This is a genomic window from Streptomyces sp. NPDC058198 (genome assembly GCF_042882605.1).
In the GTDB taxonomy this organism is placed as follows: domain Bacteria; phylum Actinomycetota; class Actinomycetes; order Streptomycetales; family Streptomycetaceae; genus Streptomyces.
In genome coordinates, this window is the sequence record NZ_JBHVVP010000001.1 from 1,535,630 (window position 1) to 1,550,346 (window position 14,717).

General features: G+C 71.7%; 12 protein-coding genes and 1 pseudogene. 7 read left to right on the top strand and 6 right to left on the bottom strand.

Annotated elements, in window-relative coordinates; genetic code table 11:
* The first annotated feature begins 89 nt into the window (after positions 1 to 89).
* Both ACFVWW_RS06775 and ACFVWW_RS06780 read left to right on the top strand, forming a co-directional pair.
* Entirely contained in the window at positions 90 to 2,534 is a 2,445-nt protein-coding gene (locus ACFVWW_RS06775) for a SpoIIE family protein phosphatase (protein WP_384329262.1), read from the top strand.
* 277 nt (positions 2,535 to 2,811) lie between these two features.
* Positions 2,812 to 3,177 carry a DUF805 domain-containing protein gene (locus ACFVWW_RS06780; protein WP_384187090.1) on the top strand — a complete coding sequence of 122 codons (366 nt, stop codon included), beginning with the start codon at positions 2,812 to 2,814 and terminating at the stop codon, positions 3,175 to 3,177.
* Positions 3,178 to 3,264: 87 nt separating this feature from the next.
* Here ACFVWW_RS06780 and ACFVWW_RS06785 read toward each other — a convergent pair whose 3' ends face one another.
* The 3 genes from ACFVWW_RS06785 to ACFVWW_RS06795 are packed head-to-tail and all read right to left on the bottom strand — an operon-like array spanning position 3,265 to position 5,743.
* Positions 3,265 to 5,034, bottom strand: a complete 1,770-nt coding sequence (locus tag ACFVWW_RS06785) for a glycoside hydrolase family 13 protein (protein ID WP_386876308.1) — start codon at positions 5,032 to 5,034, stop codon at positions 3,265 to 3,267.
* A gap of 57 nt (positions 5,035 to 5,091) precedes the next feature.
* A complete protein-coding gene (locus ACFVWW_RS06790) occupies positions 5,092 to 5,406 on the bottom strand; it encodes a DUF1232 domain-containing protein (RefSeq protein WP_384329267.1) in 315 nt (104 codons plus the stop codon).
* Between the two features lie 13 nt (positions 5,407 to 5,419).
* A complete protein-coding gene (locus tag ACFVWW_RS06795; RefSeq protein WP_384329270.1) occupies positions 5,420 to 5,743 on the bottom strand; it encodes a plasmid stabilization protein in 324 nt (107 codons plus the stop codon).
* Positions 5,744 to 5,933: 190 nt separating this feature from the next.
* On the opposite strand from ACFVWW_RS06795, the gene ACFVWW_RS06800 reads away from it, so the two are divergent.
* Together ACFVWW_RS06800 and ACFVWW_RS06805 are read left to right on the top strand one after the other, a co-directional pair.
* Entirely contained in the window at positions 5,934 to 7,100 is a 1,167-nt protein-coding gene (locus ACFVWW_RS06800; RefSeq protein ID WP_386876310.1) for a serine hydrolase domain-containing protein, read from the top strand.
* A 658-nt stretch (positions 7,101 to 7,758) separates the two neighbouring features.
* On the top strand, positions 7,759 to 8,652 hold the full coding sequence (locus tag ACFVWW_RS06805; protein ID WP_384187080.1) for a S1 family peptidase: 894 nt from the start codon (positions 7,759 to 7,761) through the stop codon (positions 8,650 to 8,652).
* Between the two features lie 172 nt (positions 8,653 to 8,824).
* Here ACFVWW_RS06805 and ACFVWW_RS06810 read toward each other — a convergent pair.
* Positions 8,825 to 9,076 (bottom strand): annotated as a pseudogene (locus ACFVWW_RS06810) (response regulator); the annotation flags it as partial.
* A gap of 111 nt (positions 9,077 to 9,187) precedes the next feature.
* On the opposite strand from ACFVWW_RS06810, the gene ACFVWW_RS06815 reads away from it, so the two are divergent.
* Positions 9,188 to 9,580 carry a VOC family protein gene (locus tag ACFVWW_RS06815; protein ID WP_386876313.1) on the top strand — a complete coding sequence of 131 codons (393 nt, stop codon included), beginning with the start codon at positions 9,188 to 9,190 and terminating at the stop codon, positions 9,578 to 9,580.
* Here ACFVWW_RS06815 and ACFVWW_RS06820 read toward each other — a convergent pair.
* On the bottom strand, positions 9,520 to 10,260 hold the full coding sequence (locus tag ACFVWW_RS06820; protein ID WP_384329276.1) for a DUF6597 domain-containing transcriptional factor: 741 nt from the start codon (positions 10,258 to 10,260) through the stop codon (positions 9,520 to 9,522). The two genes, ACFVWW_RS06815 and ACFVWW_RS06820, sit on opposite strands and share 61 nt — an antisense overlap.
* A 40-nt stretch (positions 10,261 to 10,300) precedes the next feature.
* Positions 10,301 to 11,536: a YihY/virulence factor BrkB family protein gene (locus ACFVWW_RS06825; RefSeq protein ID WP_386876315.1), complete on the bottom strand. Its 1,236-nt coding sequence runs from the start codon at positions 11,534 to 11,536 to the stop codon at positions 10,301 to 10,303.
* A 17-nt stretch (positions 11,537 to 11,553) separates the two neighbouring features.
* Between ACFVWW_RS06825 and ACFVWW_RS06830 the strand changes: the two genes are divergently transcribed.
* Complete coding sequence (locus ACFVWW_RS06830; RefSeq protein ID WP_384188918.1) at positions 11,554 to 13,206, top strand: acyl-CoA dehydrogenase family protein; 1,653 nt, start codon at positions 11,554 to 11,556, stop codon at positions 13,204 to 13,206.
* 165 nt (positions 13,207 to 13,371) lie between these two features.
* Entirely contained in the window at positions 13,372 to 14,706 is a 1,335-nt protein-coding gene (locus ACFVWW_RS06835) for a GAF domain-containing protein (RefSeq protein WP_384188920.1), read from the top strand.
* The last annotated feature ends 11 nt before the right edge of the window (positions 14,707 to 14,717 follow it).

Here is a 14,717-nt window from a genome sequence, read left to right on the forward strand (position 1 = left end):
TGACATACTTGAGAGGTCGGTATTTACTGGCGCCGCCGGGGCGGCCTCGTCTCCGGCGGCCAGGTCCAGGCAGAGCGAGATGAGCGACGATGAGACGACCGGGCTCCGCGCGGAACAACCCGCCCGTCCGGTCGAACGACCATGTCGACGAGGCGTCCGCCGCGACGGCCACCCTCGACTCGCGGGGCATCGTGACCGCGTGGAGCGAAGGGGCCCGCGAGCTGCTCGGCCACCGGCCCTCGGAGATCGTGGGACGGCCCGCCGCCGAGCTGCTGGCCGACGGGACGAGCCCGGAGCCCCCTCTCCACCTGGACAATCTGAACAGGTGGCACGGGAAGGCGACGCTGCTGCGCCGCGACGGCGTCCGTCTGGACGTGCCTCTGCTGGCCCATCGGCGCACCACGGACGACGGAACCACCGAGTGGTTTCTCGTCTCTCCCCGGGCCCCGGCGCAGGACCCCGAGGCCGAGAAGCTGATCGAGCAGTCCTTCGTCCAGTCCCCGTGTGCGATGGCGGTCTACGACACGCGTCTGCGGCTGCGCCGTATGAACGACGACATGGAACGCGTACTGGGTCTCCCGGAGGACGAGATGCGCGGGCTGCGGGTGCCGGAGATGGTGCCGGGGCCCGAGGGCGACAACGCCGAGCGGCACATGCGGCTGGTGCTGGAGACCGGCGAGCCGCAGCACCTCGAATTCTCCATGCGTCTGGCCGGCCGTCAGCGCGAGCTCGCCTGGTCGATCTCGCTCGCCCCGCTGCGGGACCGGGGCGGCAGGACACGAGGCGTGATCCTGGCGGCGCACGACATGACCACGCAGCAGACGGCCCAGCGGCGGCTGCTCCTGCTCAACGAGGCCAGCGTCCGTATCGGCACCACCCTGGACATCGTCCGCACGGCGCAGGAGCTGGCGGATGTGGCGGTGCCTGATCTCGCCGACCTCGTCAGCGTGGATCTGCTCCCCACCGTCGGCAACGACAAGGAGCCGGCCGCCGGGGCGCCGGGCGGCCGCGTCATGCTGCGACGCGTCGCCTGCCGGTCGATCTTCGAGGGGTGCCCCGAAGCCGTGGTCGAGATCGGCGAGACGGGCGCCTACCCGGAGCACTCGCCCACGGCCGAGTGCCTGGCCACCGGGCAGGGACTGATCAGCAATATGACGGACCCCGCCACCGTCCGGTGGGCGCAGGGGGATCCCGAACGGGCCGCCAAGCTCCGTGAGTTCGGCATCCACTCGACCATGGCCGTCCCGTTGCGCGCCCGCGGCACCACCCTCGGCGTGGCCGCCTTCTCCCGCCACCGGCGCCAAGAGTCCTTCGAACGGGACGACCTGCTCCTCGCCGAGGAGATCACGGCCAGGGCGGCCGTCTGTATCGACAACGCCCGCCGCTACACCCGCGAACGCGAGACCGCGCTGACCCTGCAGCGCAGCCTGCTGCCCCGGGCGCTCCCGGAGCACACGGCGGTCGAGGTCGCCGTCCGCTACCTCCCCGCCGACTCCGGGGTGGGGGTGGGAGGCGACTGGTTCGATGTGATCCCGCTGTCCAGCGCACGGGTCGCCCTGGTCGTGGGCGATGTGGTCGGACACGGAGTCCAGGCGTCGGCCACGATGGGACGCCTGCGTACGGCGGTGCGCACCCTGGCCGATGTCGACCTTCCCCCCGATGAGCTGCTCACCCACCTCGACGACCTCGTCAACCATCTGTCGGCGGAAGCGGGCAGCGGTCAGAGCGCGGGCATGGTGGCGGAGATTACCGGCGACGTGGGCGCCACCTGCCTGTACGCGGTCTACGACCCGGTCTCCCGCCGCTGTTCGCTGGCCCGCGCCGGGCACCCCCAGCCCGCGATGGTCAGCCCCGACGGGACCGTCGAATTCCTCGACCTGCCCGCAGGACCGCCACTCGGCCTGGGCAACCTGCCCTTCGAGACCGCCGAGGTGGAGCTGCCGGAGGGCAGCCTGCTCGCCCTCTACACCAACGGACTCATCCAGTCGCGCGAGCGGGACCTCGACCAGACGCTGGACGCGCTGCGCACGGCCCTGTCTCATCCGTCCGCTCCCCTTGAGGACACCTGCGACACGGTGCTCAAGACACTGCTCCCCACCCACCCCGCCGACGACGTCGCCCTGCTCCTCGCCCGCACCCGGGCGCTCGACGCGAGCCAGGTGGCCACCTGGCAGCTGGACTGCGATCCCACCGTCGTGGGCGAGGCACGCAAGATCGCCTCCGCCCAGCTGACCGCCTGGGGGCTGGAAGACGCCATCTTCACCACGGAACTGGTGGTCAGTGAGCTGGTCACGAACGCCATCCGGCACGCGGAGGCACCTGTTCAGCTGCGCCTGATCCACGACCGCAGCCTCATCTGCGAAGTCTCCGACGGCAGTAACACCGCCCCGCATCTGCGCCGGGCGCGCGTCTTCGACGAAGGCGGCCGCGGCCTCCTCCTGGTGGCCCAGCTCACCCAGAGCTGGGGCACCCGTCAGGGCACGGGCGGCAAGACCATCTGGGCCGAGCAGACCCTCCCGGTGACGGGCGGCTGACCGGCCGCGGCAAGCGCGCCCCGGGGGCGGCCGGCGTCCCCGCCGCACCCGGTCACGACGTCTGAACTCCCCCTGGCTGCCCCCGTGATGGCGTCCGCCGGGCGTCCGCGTACTTTCGCCCGGTTCCTCACGGCCTGGCTCATGACACCCCACGTCCCCTATCTTTGTGGCCACTGTCACGGTTTGGATTTGACCCGTGCAGTTCAAGCCACATATGTTCTGCCTCCTGGCTTGATCCATGAGGGCAGGTCATCTTTCGCGGGCCTTGGGGGACGCAGTGAACTGGTACGTCGATGTTCTGAAGAACTACGCGGGATTCAGCGGGCGGGCGCGTCGCCAGGAATACTGGATGTTCTTCCTCATCAATTCCGCCATCGCCATCGTCGTGGGGATCATCGACGCTGTGGTCGGGCTGAGCAGCATCCTCATCCTGCTCTACATCCTCGCCGTGCTCATTCCCAGCCTCGCCGTATTCGTGCGCCGGCTGCACGACACCGGCAAGACCGGTTGGTGGATCCTGATAGGCGCGATCCCCCTCGTCGGAGCGATCATCCTGATCGTCTTCCTCGCCAGCGAGGGCGACCAGAACCCGAACGCGTACGGCCAGAACCCCAAGCAGGTTCAGGCGTACCCGCAGCCGTAACCCCGCTGTACCACGCATGCCCGTCAGCACTCGGCTGACGGGCATGTGTCGTCTCGTACCGGCCGCCGCTCCTGCGGCGCGCTCCGGTCAGGCGTCCCTGGCGTCCCTGGTGTCTCTGCTGCCGCCGGTGTCGTCGGTGTCCAGCCAGACGGCCGTGTCCGGCGGCAGCAGCACCCCGGCCGGTTCGGCCCTGACCAATTCGCCGCTGGCCAGCAGCGGTTCCGCCCCGGCGGGCAGCGGCAGCGGCTCGTCGGAGAGGTTGACCCGGCACACCAGCCCCGCGCCCTTGCGGAAGGCCAGCTCGCCCGGGGCCGACGGCAGCCAGGCGAAACTCTCGTCGCCGACGTAGCGGCGGCGCAGGGTCAGCGCCGTACGGTACAGCTCCAGGAAGGAGTCCGGCCGGCCGGTCTGCGCCTCGACCGACCACTCGCCCCAGCCGTCGGGCTGCGGCAGCCAGCTGCCGCCGGGACCGAAGCCGTACGAGGATCCGGTCCTGGTCCACGGCAGCGGCACCCGGCAGCCGTCCCGGCCCTTCACCCCGTGTCCGGTCCGCTCCCACATCGGGTCGCGCAGCGCGTCCGCGGGCAGGTCGGCCACCTCCGGCAGGCCCAGTTCCTCGCCCTGGTAGAGGTACGTCGTGCCGGGCAGCGCCAGGGTCAGCAGCGCGGCGGCGCGGGCACGGCGGCGTCCCCGGGCTTCGTCGACGGCGGGTTCGCGGCCGTCGGTCAGCAGCCAGGCGCGGAGGTCGGTGCCCTCGGGCAGCCCGTAGCGGGAGCGGTGGCGTACGACGTCGTGATTGGACAGCACCCAGGTCGGCAGCGCCCCGGTGGGTGCCGCGCCGGCGAGGGAGGCGTCGATGACACTCCGGAAGGAGCCGGCGTCCCAGGGACAGCGCAGATGGAAGAAGTTGAAGGCCTGGTGGAGCTCGTCGGGCCGGGTGTAGAGCGGGAGCCTGCCGGCGCTGACCCCCGCCTCCGCGACCATGATCCGGGGCGGCGCGTAGGAGTCGGTGATCTTCCGCCAGGAGCGGTAGATCTCATGCACCTCGTCACGGTCCCAGAAGGGGTGGTTCTCGCCGCTGGGCGGGGAGTTGAGAGGCGCGGTGTCGCCGCCCCGGGTGTCGCGCAGCGGCGGCGTGAGGTCCTTGCGCAGTCCGTGGGCGACATCGATACGGAAGCCGTCGACCCCCAGGTCCAGCCAGAACCGCAGGGTGCGCTCGAAATCGGCGACGACCTCGGGGTTCTCCCAGTTCAGGTCGGGCTGTTCGGCGGCGAATATATGCATGTACCACTGGCCGTCGGGGACACGCGTCCAGGCGGCGCCACCGAACTTGGACTGCCAGTCGGCGGGCGGCTCACCGCCGTCGGGGCCACTGCCGTCCCGGAAGACGAACCGGTCGCGCGCGGCCGAGCCGGGGGCGGCCGCCAGGGCCTCGACGAACCACGGGTGCTGGTCGGAGCAGTGGTTGGGCACGATGTCGACGATGGTGCGCAGGCCGAGCGCCCTGGCCCGGCCGAGGAGCGCGCGGAAGTCGTCCAGGGTGCCGTGGCGTGGGTCGACGTCCCGGTAGTCGGCGACGTCGTAGCCGCCGTCGGCCAGCGGGGAGCGGTAGAACGGCGTGAGCCAGACGGCGTCCGCGCCGAGTTCCGCGACATGGCCGAGCCGGTCGGCGATCCCCCGGAGATCGCCCATGCCGTCACCGTCGGCGTCCGCGAAGCTGGGGACGTAGACCTGGTAGACGACGGACTCCCGCCACCAGTCGCGATGGCCGCCGTGGCCGCTTCCGTTGCCGTCCGGGAACGCGTGCTGAGTCACTGATACCTCACGTGCTGGGATGAAAGGATGCGGTGCGATCATCCCTTGACCGCGTACGGGCGCGGGCGCCCGGCTCCGAGCCTGTCATCCGACCGGCTCTCAGCGGGGAGCGTCCTCCACCCGCCCGAGCCGGGGGGCGTACGGCACCTTCGCCCCGGCCGAGCGCAGGGAGCGCAGCGCCAGCAGCAGCACGCCGATGTCGTCGAGGAACACCGGATCCGGCATCAGGTCCGTGGGGAGTACGAGATAGACCATGGCTCCCCAGAACACCCAGCGGTTCCGGACGGGCACGCCCGCCGCGCGCAGGGTGCGCCGGGCCCGCACCAGCCGGACGGCCAGGGTGATCGCGACCCCGAGGGTGAGTGCCACGAGGAGGGCGGCCACGGCGACAAGGATCTGGACTTCGCTGCTCATGACGGCTCCGTGGTCAGCGGCCCAGTTCGCGTCGCAGCTCGGCCTTGTTCATGGACGAGCGCCCGTGGATGTTGCGCCGCTGCGCCTCAGCGTACAGCTGGTCGTACGTAGGGCCCTCGGAGCCGCTGTGCGAGCGCTGTCCGCCGCGCTTGGCGGACGACATGTCGTCGGTCGAGACCTTGCTCGCGGTACGGGACTCGCCGGAGCGGGCCCGTTCCTTGTTCACCGTCCGTGCGGCGATCTCCTCGGCGCGCTCGGTGCTTTCCCCGCGCTGACGCGCGCTGTCCTTGATGTGCTCGTACTGACGCTCGCGCTTGGGGCTGGAGCCTCGGGGCATTCTGATCACTCCTCTCGACGGGCCGCTGACGTTCTTGACTCACCCTCCTACCCCCGTACGGGCCCGGCAACTTGATGCCGCCGCCCGAAGCGGCCGCCCGGGGCGTTCCCTCTGGTCCGACCAGTCGGTATGTTCCTGACGGCCGAATCTCAGCGGGCGACCGGCCCGCCCGGAGCGACGGAGGGGTCACATGCCGGAGGGATCAGTACGGATAGAGGGGCACTGCGACGAACGGTTCGCCGCGGTGCGTGCCGCGTTCGAGCGGAACTTCCACGAGCGCGACGAACTGGGCGCCGCCGTCACCGTGCTGGCCGACGGGGAGACCGTGGTCGACCTGTGGGGCGGCTGGGCCGACGGCGCGCGGGAACGGCCCTGGGAGCGGGAGACCCTGGTCAATGTGTGGTCGACGACCAAGGGGCCGACGTCCCTGTGCGCGCATCTGCTGATCGACCGCGGAGTGCTCGACCCGGACGCGCCGGTCGCCACGTACTGGCCGGAGTTCGCCGCGGCCGGCAAGGAGTCCGTGCTCGTACGGCATCTGCTCTCGCACCGCGCGGGACTGGCGGGGCTGCGCGAGCCGCACACCATCGAGCAGCTCTACGACTGGGAGTTGACCACCTCCCGGCTGGCGGCGACGGAGCCCTGGTGGGAGCCGGGCACCCGGTCCGGCTATCACGCGCTGACGTACGGCTTCCTGGTGGGCGAGGTGGTCCGGCGTCTCACGGGCCTGCTGCCGGGGGCCTTCCTGCGGCAGGAGGTGACCGGGCCGCTCGGGATCGACTTCACCATCGGGCTGCCGGCGCGGGAGGCGGGCCGCGCCGCCGAGCTGGTGCATCCGCAGGCCGCGCTCACCGGTGAACAGGCCACCGTCTTCGGGCAGCTGGGTCCGGTCGCCCTGGCGGCCCTGGGCAACCCCGCGGCCGGCGCCGCCCATGCCAACACCGCGGCGTGGCGCGCGGCCGAGATCCCGGCCGCGAACGGTCATGGCACGGCCCGCGCGGTCGCCGCGCTGTACGGGATCTTCGCCGCCCAGGGACGCTCCGGTGACCGCCGCGTGCTCTCCCCGGAGGCCGCCGAGCGGGTCCGCGAGGGGCAGGGCAGCTGCCGGGACCTGGTGCTGGGCGCGGGCTTCGCTCACGAGACGGAGGTCGGCCTCGGGCTGTGGCTGAGCGGGCCGAACGGCTCGTACGGCCCCAACCCGAGGGCGTTCGGGCACGACGGCTTCGGCGGCTCCTGCGGACTCGCCGACCCGGAGGCGGGTGTGAGCCTGGGATACGTCATGAATCGGATGGGCCCTCACATCGCGGACGATCCACGGAAAATGACGCTGATCGACGCGGTGTACAGCGCCCTGTAGACACGCGAGCTCCCCGGTGTGCGTCGGCCGGCCCGTCGGCCGCGCCACGGTCGCACCACCGGCAGCACACGTCACAGGGCTCCGCAAGACCGTCCTGTCGGTCGAATCCGTGAACCGCTTGCCGCCGCCACCCCCACGGACCGATCAGATTCAGCCATGATCAACACGAGGGCAATTCGGTGGTACTTCGCACAAACGGGCGGCGGGCGACCAGAGATACGGGGCGTCCGGCCGTCGCGGACCGGCCGCGCGGATTCGCTGCGTCATACATCCAGTACCCACGGTGAACCATGTGTGTTTGTGACGCCCCGCCGGGTGGCCGAATGACTTCGCCGCCCAATCGCCGTGCTCCGCAGGGGTGTCGGCGTTCGCCGACCGGTCACTTTGCCGTCGGCGCGGGCTTTGCAGCAATTCACTGACCGGCCACCGGCGGCTCCATCGGGCGCCGGTAACACGCCGACCTGCGGAAGGACTTCGCACGGCGACGGCGGATCTGCGCCGCCGGTCCAGAAGTCGGCCTTGTCGCGGAACCAAACGGAGTCAACGATTCAGACGTGCGGTTGACAGGTCCACGGCCAAAACCGAATGGCGGTGGACGATCGCACGGCAGCGGCACGCTTACCCAACGGGCCGCGAGTTCCCCCCTATGGAGGATGTTGTGACCTTCAAGCGCCTTTCCCCCCTCAGCGCGGTGCCCAGTCGAGCTCGGCTTCTCGCCGTCGCCTCCGGCCTGGTGACCGCCGTCGCGCTTGCGGCCCCGTCTGCCATCGCGGCCCCCGCGCCGGCCCCCGTGGCCTCCGCGGCCCAGCTCGCCGACGCCAGCTCCGCCGTCCGCGGTGCGGACGTCGCCGGTACCGCCTGGTACACCGACAAGGCCTCCGGCAAGGTCGTCGTCACCGTCGACAGCACCGTCTCCGCTGCTGAGATCAACAAGATCAAGAACTCCGTGGCCGACACCGCCGCGGGCATCAGGATCCAGCACACCACCGGCAAGTTCAGCAAGCTCATCGCGGGCGGCGAGGCCATCACCACCGGCGGCAGCCGCTGTTCCCTCGGCTTCAACGTCAGGGTCGGCGCCACGAACTACGCCCTGACCGCCGGACACTGCACCAACATCGGCAGCAGCTGGAACATCGGCACCACGGCCGGTACGAGCTTCCCGACCAACGACTACGGCATCATCCGCCACTCCAACCAGGGCGCGGCCGACGGCCGGGTCTACCTGTACAACGGCACGTACCGTGAGATCACCGGTGCCGCCAACGCGTCCGTCGGCCTGGGCGTGACGCGCAGTGGCTCCACCACGGGCGTCCACTCCGGTACGGTCACCGGCCTCAACGCGACCGTCAACTACGGTGGCGGCCAGGTCGTCTACGGCATGATCCAGACCAACGTCTGCGCCGAGCCCGGCGACAGCGGTGGCGCGCTCTTCTCCGGCAACACCGCGATCGGTCTGACCTCGGGCGGCAGCGGCAACTGCTCCTCCGGTGGCACCACGTTCTTCCAGCCGGTCACTGAGCCCCTCAGCGTCTACGGCGCCACCATCATCTAAGCTCCAACACGCTTCATCTGCTTGATCCTCTCTTGGACAACCGGCGGGCCGCGCACACGCGCGGCCCGCCGTGTCCGTTCCACCGTGTCCGTTCCGCCGGGCAGACTGCCGGACACCCCCTAACCCGTGGCCGCCGCCGGGAGGGTGACCTCGAAGCGGCAGCCGCCCGTCACTCGTCTCCGCGCGCGGTCAGCATGATCACCGGCACCGGGCCGCTGTCCCGCAGTCTCCGGAACACCTCCAGGCCGTCCATACCGGGCAGCATCAGATCGAGTACCACCAGGGCGGGCGGGGAGCCGGCGGCGAGCCGCAGGGCCTCGGGCCCGTCGGCCGCGCGGTCCACGGCGAAGCCGGCCCGTTCCAGATAGCCGGTGACGACCTCGGCGACGGTCGGATCGTCGTCGACGACCAGGATGGTGTGCACAGCGCCAGTCTCCTCGGGCGGGCGACCCGGTGTGCCGCCCTGGGCTCTTACGACCCCATGACGTCCGATTCGTTCAAGACCCGCGCGGGCCGCCGCTCCTACGGTGGGCACATGACTCCACGACTCGACGCGATCGGCCTGGTCGTCTCCGACATGGCCGCCTCTCTCGCCTTCTACCGCCGGCTGGGCCTGGATCTGCCCGCCGACGCCGACGCCGCGCCCCACGCGGAGGCGTCCCTGCCCAGCGGCCTGCGCATCCTGTGGGACACCGAGGAGACCGTCCGCTCCTACGACCCCGGCTGGACCCGGCCCTCGGGCGGCGAGCGGATCGGGCTCGCCTTCCTCTGCGACAGCCCCGCCGAGGTGGACGCCACGTACGAGGCGCTGGCCGGGGCCGGTTACCGGGGGCATCTCAAGCCCTGGGACGCGTTCTGGGGGCAGCGTTACGCGGTGGTCCTCGACCCGGACGGCTGTGCGGTCTCGCTGTTCGCCAACGCCGTGTAGGCGCCGAGCGTGAGCCCGGCCAGATCGCGTGTCTCCCGCGCGAGATGCGCCTGGTCGGCGCAGCCCGCGGCGAGCGCCGCCTCGGCGTACGGCGTCCCGGCCCGTACGAGCGTCAGGGCGCGCTGGAGCCGCAGCACCCGGGCGAGGGTCTTGGGCCCGTAGCCGAAGGCGTCCAGGGAGCGCCGGTACAGCTGCCGGGCGCCGAGGCCGACCGCGTCCGCCGTCGCTGCGACCGTACGGCCCGCGTTCAGCCCGTCGACGACGGCCCGCGGCAGCGGGTCGGGCGGACCGGCCGCGGCGGCCCGCCGCAGCGCCACGGCTTCCAGCGCGGCCACGGGGTCGGCAGCGGCCGCGAGCCGGCCGGTGAGTGCGCGCACCTCGGCCGGGGACCAGAGATCGGCCAGCTCCACCCGCCGGTCGCGCAGCTCGTGCGCCGGAACGCCGAGGAGCGCGGGCGCGGACCCGGGTGCGAAGCGCACTCCGGCGCAGTGCAGCCCGGTGATGCCCTCGGGGGCGTACGCATGGGTGTCAGGTCCCGCGACCAGCAGCCTGCCGCCGGTCCACAGCAGGTCCATACAGCCGTCGGGCAGCACGGGATAGGGAGTGGATCCTTCGTCGGCCGTCACGGTCCGCGTCCAGACCACCGCGCCGTCGAGCCGCGACGCCCGTTCCTCGTACATGGGGACGAGGCTAGACCCCTCCCGCCCGTACGGCTCCCGGCTACGTTCCCGGGTCCTTGTCGTCGCCCCGGTCCTGGCCGTCGCCCTGGGCCTTGCTGTCCTGGACCTTGCTGTCCTGGACCTTGCTGTCCTGGGCCTTCTTGCTCTCGCCCTTGTCGCGGCCCCGGCGCAGCCGGCGCCTCACCCGGGACCTCACATCGTCGGGCGGCAGGAACGTGGACCATCGCTCCGGGAATTCCGAGGGCATGTCGGGATCGGTCACGTCGTCGTCCTGTGCGTCCGCCGAGGCGACCGCGCGGGCCATCAGCTCCGCCGCCTGGGCGGAGCGCAGACGTTCCTGGGCGGCCCGGGCCGCGGCCGTGGCGACGGACGGCCAGACCCGGTCGATCGCGGCGTTGACGGCCGCGCCCACCAGCACCGCGAACGCGGAGATACCGATCCAGAGCAGTACGGCGATGGGCGCGGCGAGGGAGCCGTAGATGGTGGGGCCCTCGACCGTGCTGGTGAGATAGATCCGGAGCAGGAAGCTGCCCAGCACCCACATACCGAGGGCGACCAGCGCGCCGGGTACGTCCTCGATCCACCGGGACCGCGCCGGTACGGACACGTGGTAGAGCGTGGTGAGGAAGGCGATCGAGAGCAGGATCACCACCGGCCAGTAGAGGACGGAGACGACCTCCGTGCCCCAGGGGATCAACTCCACGACGCGGTCGGGCCCGACGACCGCCAGCGGCAGCACCACCGCGCCGATCAGCAGCGCCACGATGTAGAGCAGGAAGGCGAGCAGCCGCGTCGCCACGATGCCGCGGCGGCCGTCGAGCCCGTACATCACGGTGATGGTGTCGACAAAGACATTCACCGCCCGGGAGCCCGACCAGAGCGCGATGGCGAAGCCGAGGGAGATGACATCCGGCCGCCCGCCGTGGGTGATGTCCGCCAGCAGGGGTTTGGCGATCTCGTCGACACCGCGGGGCGAGAGCACCGTGCCGGCCGCCGCGAGGATGTTCTTCTCGATGGACGCGACCGTGGTGGTGCTCGTCCAGTCGTCCACGTACCCGAGCAGACCGATCAGGCCGAGCAGCAGGGGCGGCAGCGAGAGCAGCGTGAAGAACGCCGCCTCGGCCGCGAGGCCGAGGATGCGGTACTCGATGCACGAGTTGACGGTGTCCTTCAGCAGCAACCAGGCCATCTTCCGCTTGGAGACGTCGCGGTAGAGGACTCGGGCCCGGTGGAGTCGACCCGCTGGCCGCTCGGGTGTTTCATTTGCTGCCTGCACCTCCTTACCGTAGCGGCATGGCAGCCACCACCCACACAGTGACCAACCAGGTCCCGCCCCTGGTGGGGTACGACGTCTTCAGCGCCGACCGGGTCCTCACGGAGGGCGTCGAGCGGCACAGCGCGCCCGGCCTTCTCGACGAGACCCGCACGGAGCTGTCGGCGCTCGGCCGCACCGCCGGATCCGCCGAAGCCCAGGAGTGGGGTGCGCAGGCCAACGAGAACCCACCGGCGCTGCGCACCCACGACCGCTACGGCAACCGGATCGACGAAGTCGACTTCCATCCCGCCTGGCATCAACTGCTCGGGACGGCGGTCTCCGCGGGACTGACCGACGCCTGGGGCAGGCCCGGCGGACATCTGCGCCGCGCGGCCGGCTTTCTGGTGTGGACGCAGGCGGAGGCCGGAAACGGCTGTCCGCTGTCCATGACACATGCCGCGGTGCCCGCGCTGCGCACCGATCCGGCGCTCGCCGCCGAGTGGGAGCCGAGGCTGACCTCCCACCGGTACGAGCCGGGGCTGCGGCCCGCCGCCGAGAAGGCCGGCGCGCTCTTCGGGATGGGCATGACGGAGAAGCAGGGCGGCAGCGATGTGCGCGCCAATACGACGAGCGCGCGGCCGCTGGACGCCGCGGGCGAGTATCTGCTCACCGGGCACAAGTGGTTCTGTTCCGCGCCGATGTGCGACGGCTTTCTGGTGCTGGCGCAGGCGCCCGGCGGACTCACCTGTTTCCTCGTGCCCCGGGTCCTGGCGGACGGGACGCGCAATGTGTTCCGTCTCCAGCGCCTCAAGGAGAAGCTGGGCAACCGCTCCAACGCGTCGAGCGAGGTGGAGTTCGACTCCACCTGGGCCCGCCGGGTCGGTGAGGAGGGCCGTGGGGTGCGCACCATCATCGAGATGGTGGCGGCGACCCGGCTCGACTGTGTGGTGGGCTCGGCCGCGCTGATGCGGCAGTCCGTGGCGCAGGCGGTCCACCACGCCACGTATCGCAGCGCGTTCGGCGGCGAGCTGATCGACAAGCCGCTGATGCGGAACGTGCTGGCGGATCTGGCGCTGGAGTCGGAGGCGGCGACGACGCTCGCGCTGCGGCTGGCGTCGGCGTACGACACCGTCCAGGGCGGCGGCGACGGCGCGGAGCGGGAGCGGGCCTTTCTGCGGCTCGCGGTCCCGGCCGCCAAGTACTGGGTGACCAAGCGGTGTACGCCGGTCGCCGCCGAGGCCCTGGAATGTCTGGGCGGCAACGGCTACGTGGAGGAGTCCGGCATGCCGCGGCTGCTGCGTGAGTCGCCGCTCAACTCGATCTGGGAGGGCTCGGGGAATGTGCAGGCGCTGGATGTGCTGCGGGCGCTCCAGCGGGAGCCGGAGGCGCTGAACGGCTTCCTCCAGGAGGTGGGCACGGCGCGCGGCGCCGATCACCGGCTGGACGGCGCGATCAAGGATCTGCTGACCGAGCTGGCCGATCTGGACGGGATCGAGGCGCGGGCCCGCCGGCTGGTGGAGCGGATGGCGCTGGTGCTCCAGGGCTCACTGCTGGTGCGGTGGGCGCCGCCGGAGGTGTCGGACGCGTTCTGCGCGTCACGGCTCGGCGGGGACTGGGGTGCGGCCTTCGGCACGCTGCCGCACACGCTCGATCTGGCGTCGGTCGTGGACCGGGCGCGGCCCGTCGGCTGACGGCCCGTCGGCCGGCCGGACACGCTCGGCTGACGGAACACGCACGGGAGCCAGGGGTGGTGCTGCGCCGACACGGCACCACCCCTGACTTATTGTCACTTTCATACGCCTGCCCGTGGTTTGCCAGAGTTGCAAGCAGTTGCAGTGGATATCCGAAGGACCCAGATGAAAGACATACCGCTGAAGGGCATACCACTGAAGGACGTACGGCCGCAGGACAGAGGGCTTGACCTGACGAGGCTCATGGCCATGGACGGCGCGCAGGCCACTCGGCTGCTGCACCAGGTACGGGACGCCGCCCTCGCCGGCGAGCGGCCGCCGGTGGCTCCCCGGCCGGTGATCGGGGCGTCCTGGCAGCGGATGTTCCGGATGGGGCTGGATCCCGACCGGTCCACCGGCGGGGAACTGCTGGACCGGGACGAGCTGGAGCACCGCCGGCGGGCCCCCGCGCTGGGTGAGGCGATGCGCACGCTCACCGGGTCGCTCGGCGCTGTCGCCGACGCCTCCCGGCAGATCATCGTGGTCACCGACGACGAGGGGCGCGTGCTGTGGCGGGAAGGCTGCCTCACCGTGCTGCGCCAGGCGAACGGGATCCGTCTCGAAGAAGGCGCGGCCTGGGCCGAGCACGCCACGGGAACCAATGCCGTCGGTACGGCCCTGGCCGTGCGCCGGCCGGTGCGGGTCCACTCGGCCGAGCACTTCGCGCGTTCCCTGCACGCCTGGACCTGTGCGGCGGCTCCGGTGCACGATCCGCGGGACGGGCGGCTGCTGGGTGTGGTGGATGTGAGCGGCCCGGCCACCGGCTTCCATCCGACGACCCTGGCGCTGGTCAGCTCGGTCGCCCGGCTCGCCGAGAGCGAGATGCGCGAGCGGCACGGGCGGGCCGTGGAGCGGCTCCGCTCGGTGGCGGCGCCGCTCCTGTGCCGGCTCGGCGGGCGTGCGCTGGCGGTCGACACGAACGGCTGGACGGCGGGGGTCACGGGCATGCCGCCGGTGGACCGGCTGCCGCTGCCGAAGTCGTTCGGGGCCGGCCGGGTCTGGCAGCCCTCACTGGGCATGTGCACGGTCGAGCCGCTGCCCGGCGGCTGGCTGATACAGGTGGACGAGGAGCGGCCGCCGACGGAGACGCCGAGCCGGGTGGTGCTGGATCTGAGCCGCCCCCGGCGCTGGTCGGTCGCCGTGTCCGGGTCCGCGGGCAGCTGGACCCAGGAGCTGACCCCGCGCCATGCCGAGCTGCTGTACGTCCTGGCCGTGCACCGGGACGGCCGGAGCGCGGCGCAGCTGGCCGCCGACGTCTTCGGCGACCCCGGCCGCGCCGGGACCGTACGGGCCGAGATGTCGCGGGTGCGGCGCCATCTGTCGGGCGTGCTGGCGCACCGTCCCTACCGCTTCGGCGACGAGATCGACGTCCGGGTGGTCCGGCCGGACGAGCGGGCGGATCTGCTGCCGCACTCGACGGCCCCCGCGGTGCTGAGCGCGCGCCGCCCGCCGGGCTCGTAGAGCGCCGGTCA

Coding starts and splice junctions, on each gene's coding strand:
- ACFVWW_RS06785 (WP_386876308.1), bottom strand. CDS start 5,034: ATGATCGCACCGCATCCTTTCATCCCAGCACGTGAGGTATCAGTGACT.
- ACFVWW_RS06815 (WP_386876313.1), top strand. CDS start 9,188: ATGACTCCACGACTCGACGCGATCGGCCTGGTCGTCTCCGACATGGCC.
- ACFVWW_RS06820 (WP_384329276.1), bottom strand. CDS start 10,260: ATGTACGAGGAACGGGCGTCGCGGCTCGACGGCGCGGTGGTCTGGACG.
- ACFVWW_RS06830 (WP_384188918.1), top strand. CDS start 11,554: ATGGCAGCCACCACCCACACAGTGACCAACCAGGTCCCGCCCCTGGTG.
- ACFVWW_RS06835 (WP_384188920.1), top strand. CDS start 13,372: ATGAAAGACATACCGCTGAAGGGCATACCACTGAAGGACGTACGGCCG.
- ACFVWW_RS06795 (WP_384329270.1), bottom strand. CDS start 5,743: ATGCCCCGAGGCTCCAGCCCCAAGCGCGAGCGTCAGTACGAGCACATC.
- ACFVWW_RS06800 (WP_386876310.1), top strand. CDS start 5,934: ATGCCGGAGGGATCAGTACGGATAGAGGGGCACTGCGACGAACGGTTC.
- ACFVWW_RS06790 (WP_384329267.1), bottom strand. CDS start 5,406: ATGAGCAGCGAAGTCCAGATCCTTGTCGCCGTGGCCGCCCTCCTCGTG.
- ACFVWW_RS06775 (WP_384329262.1), top strand. CDS start 90: ATGAGACGACCGGGCTCCGCGCGGAACAACCCGCCCGTCCGGTCGAAC.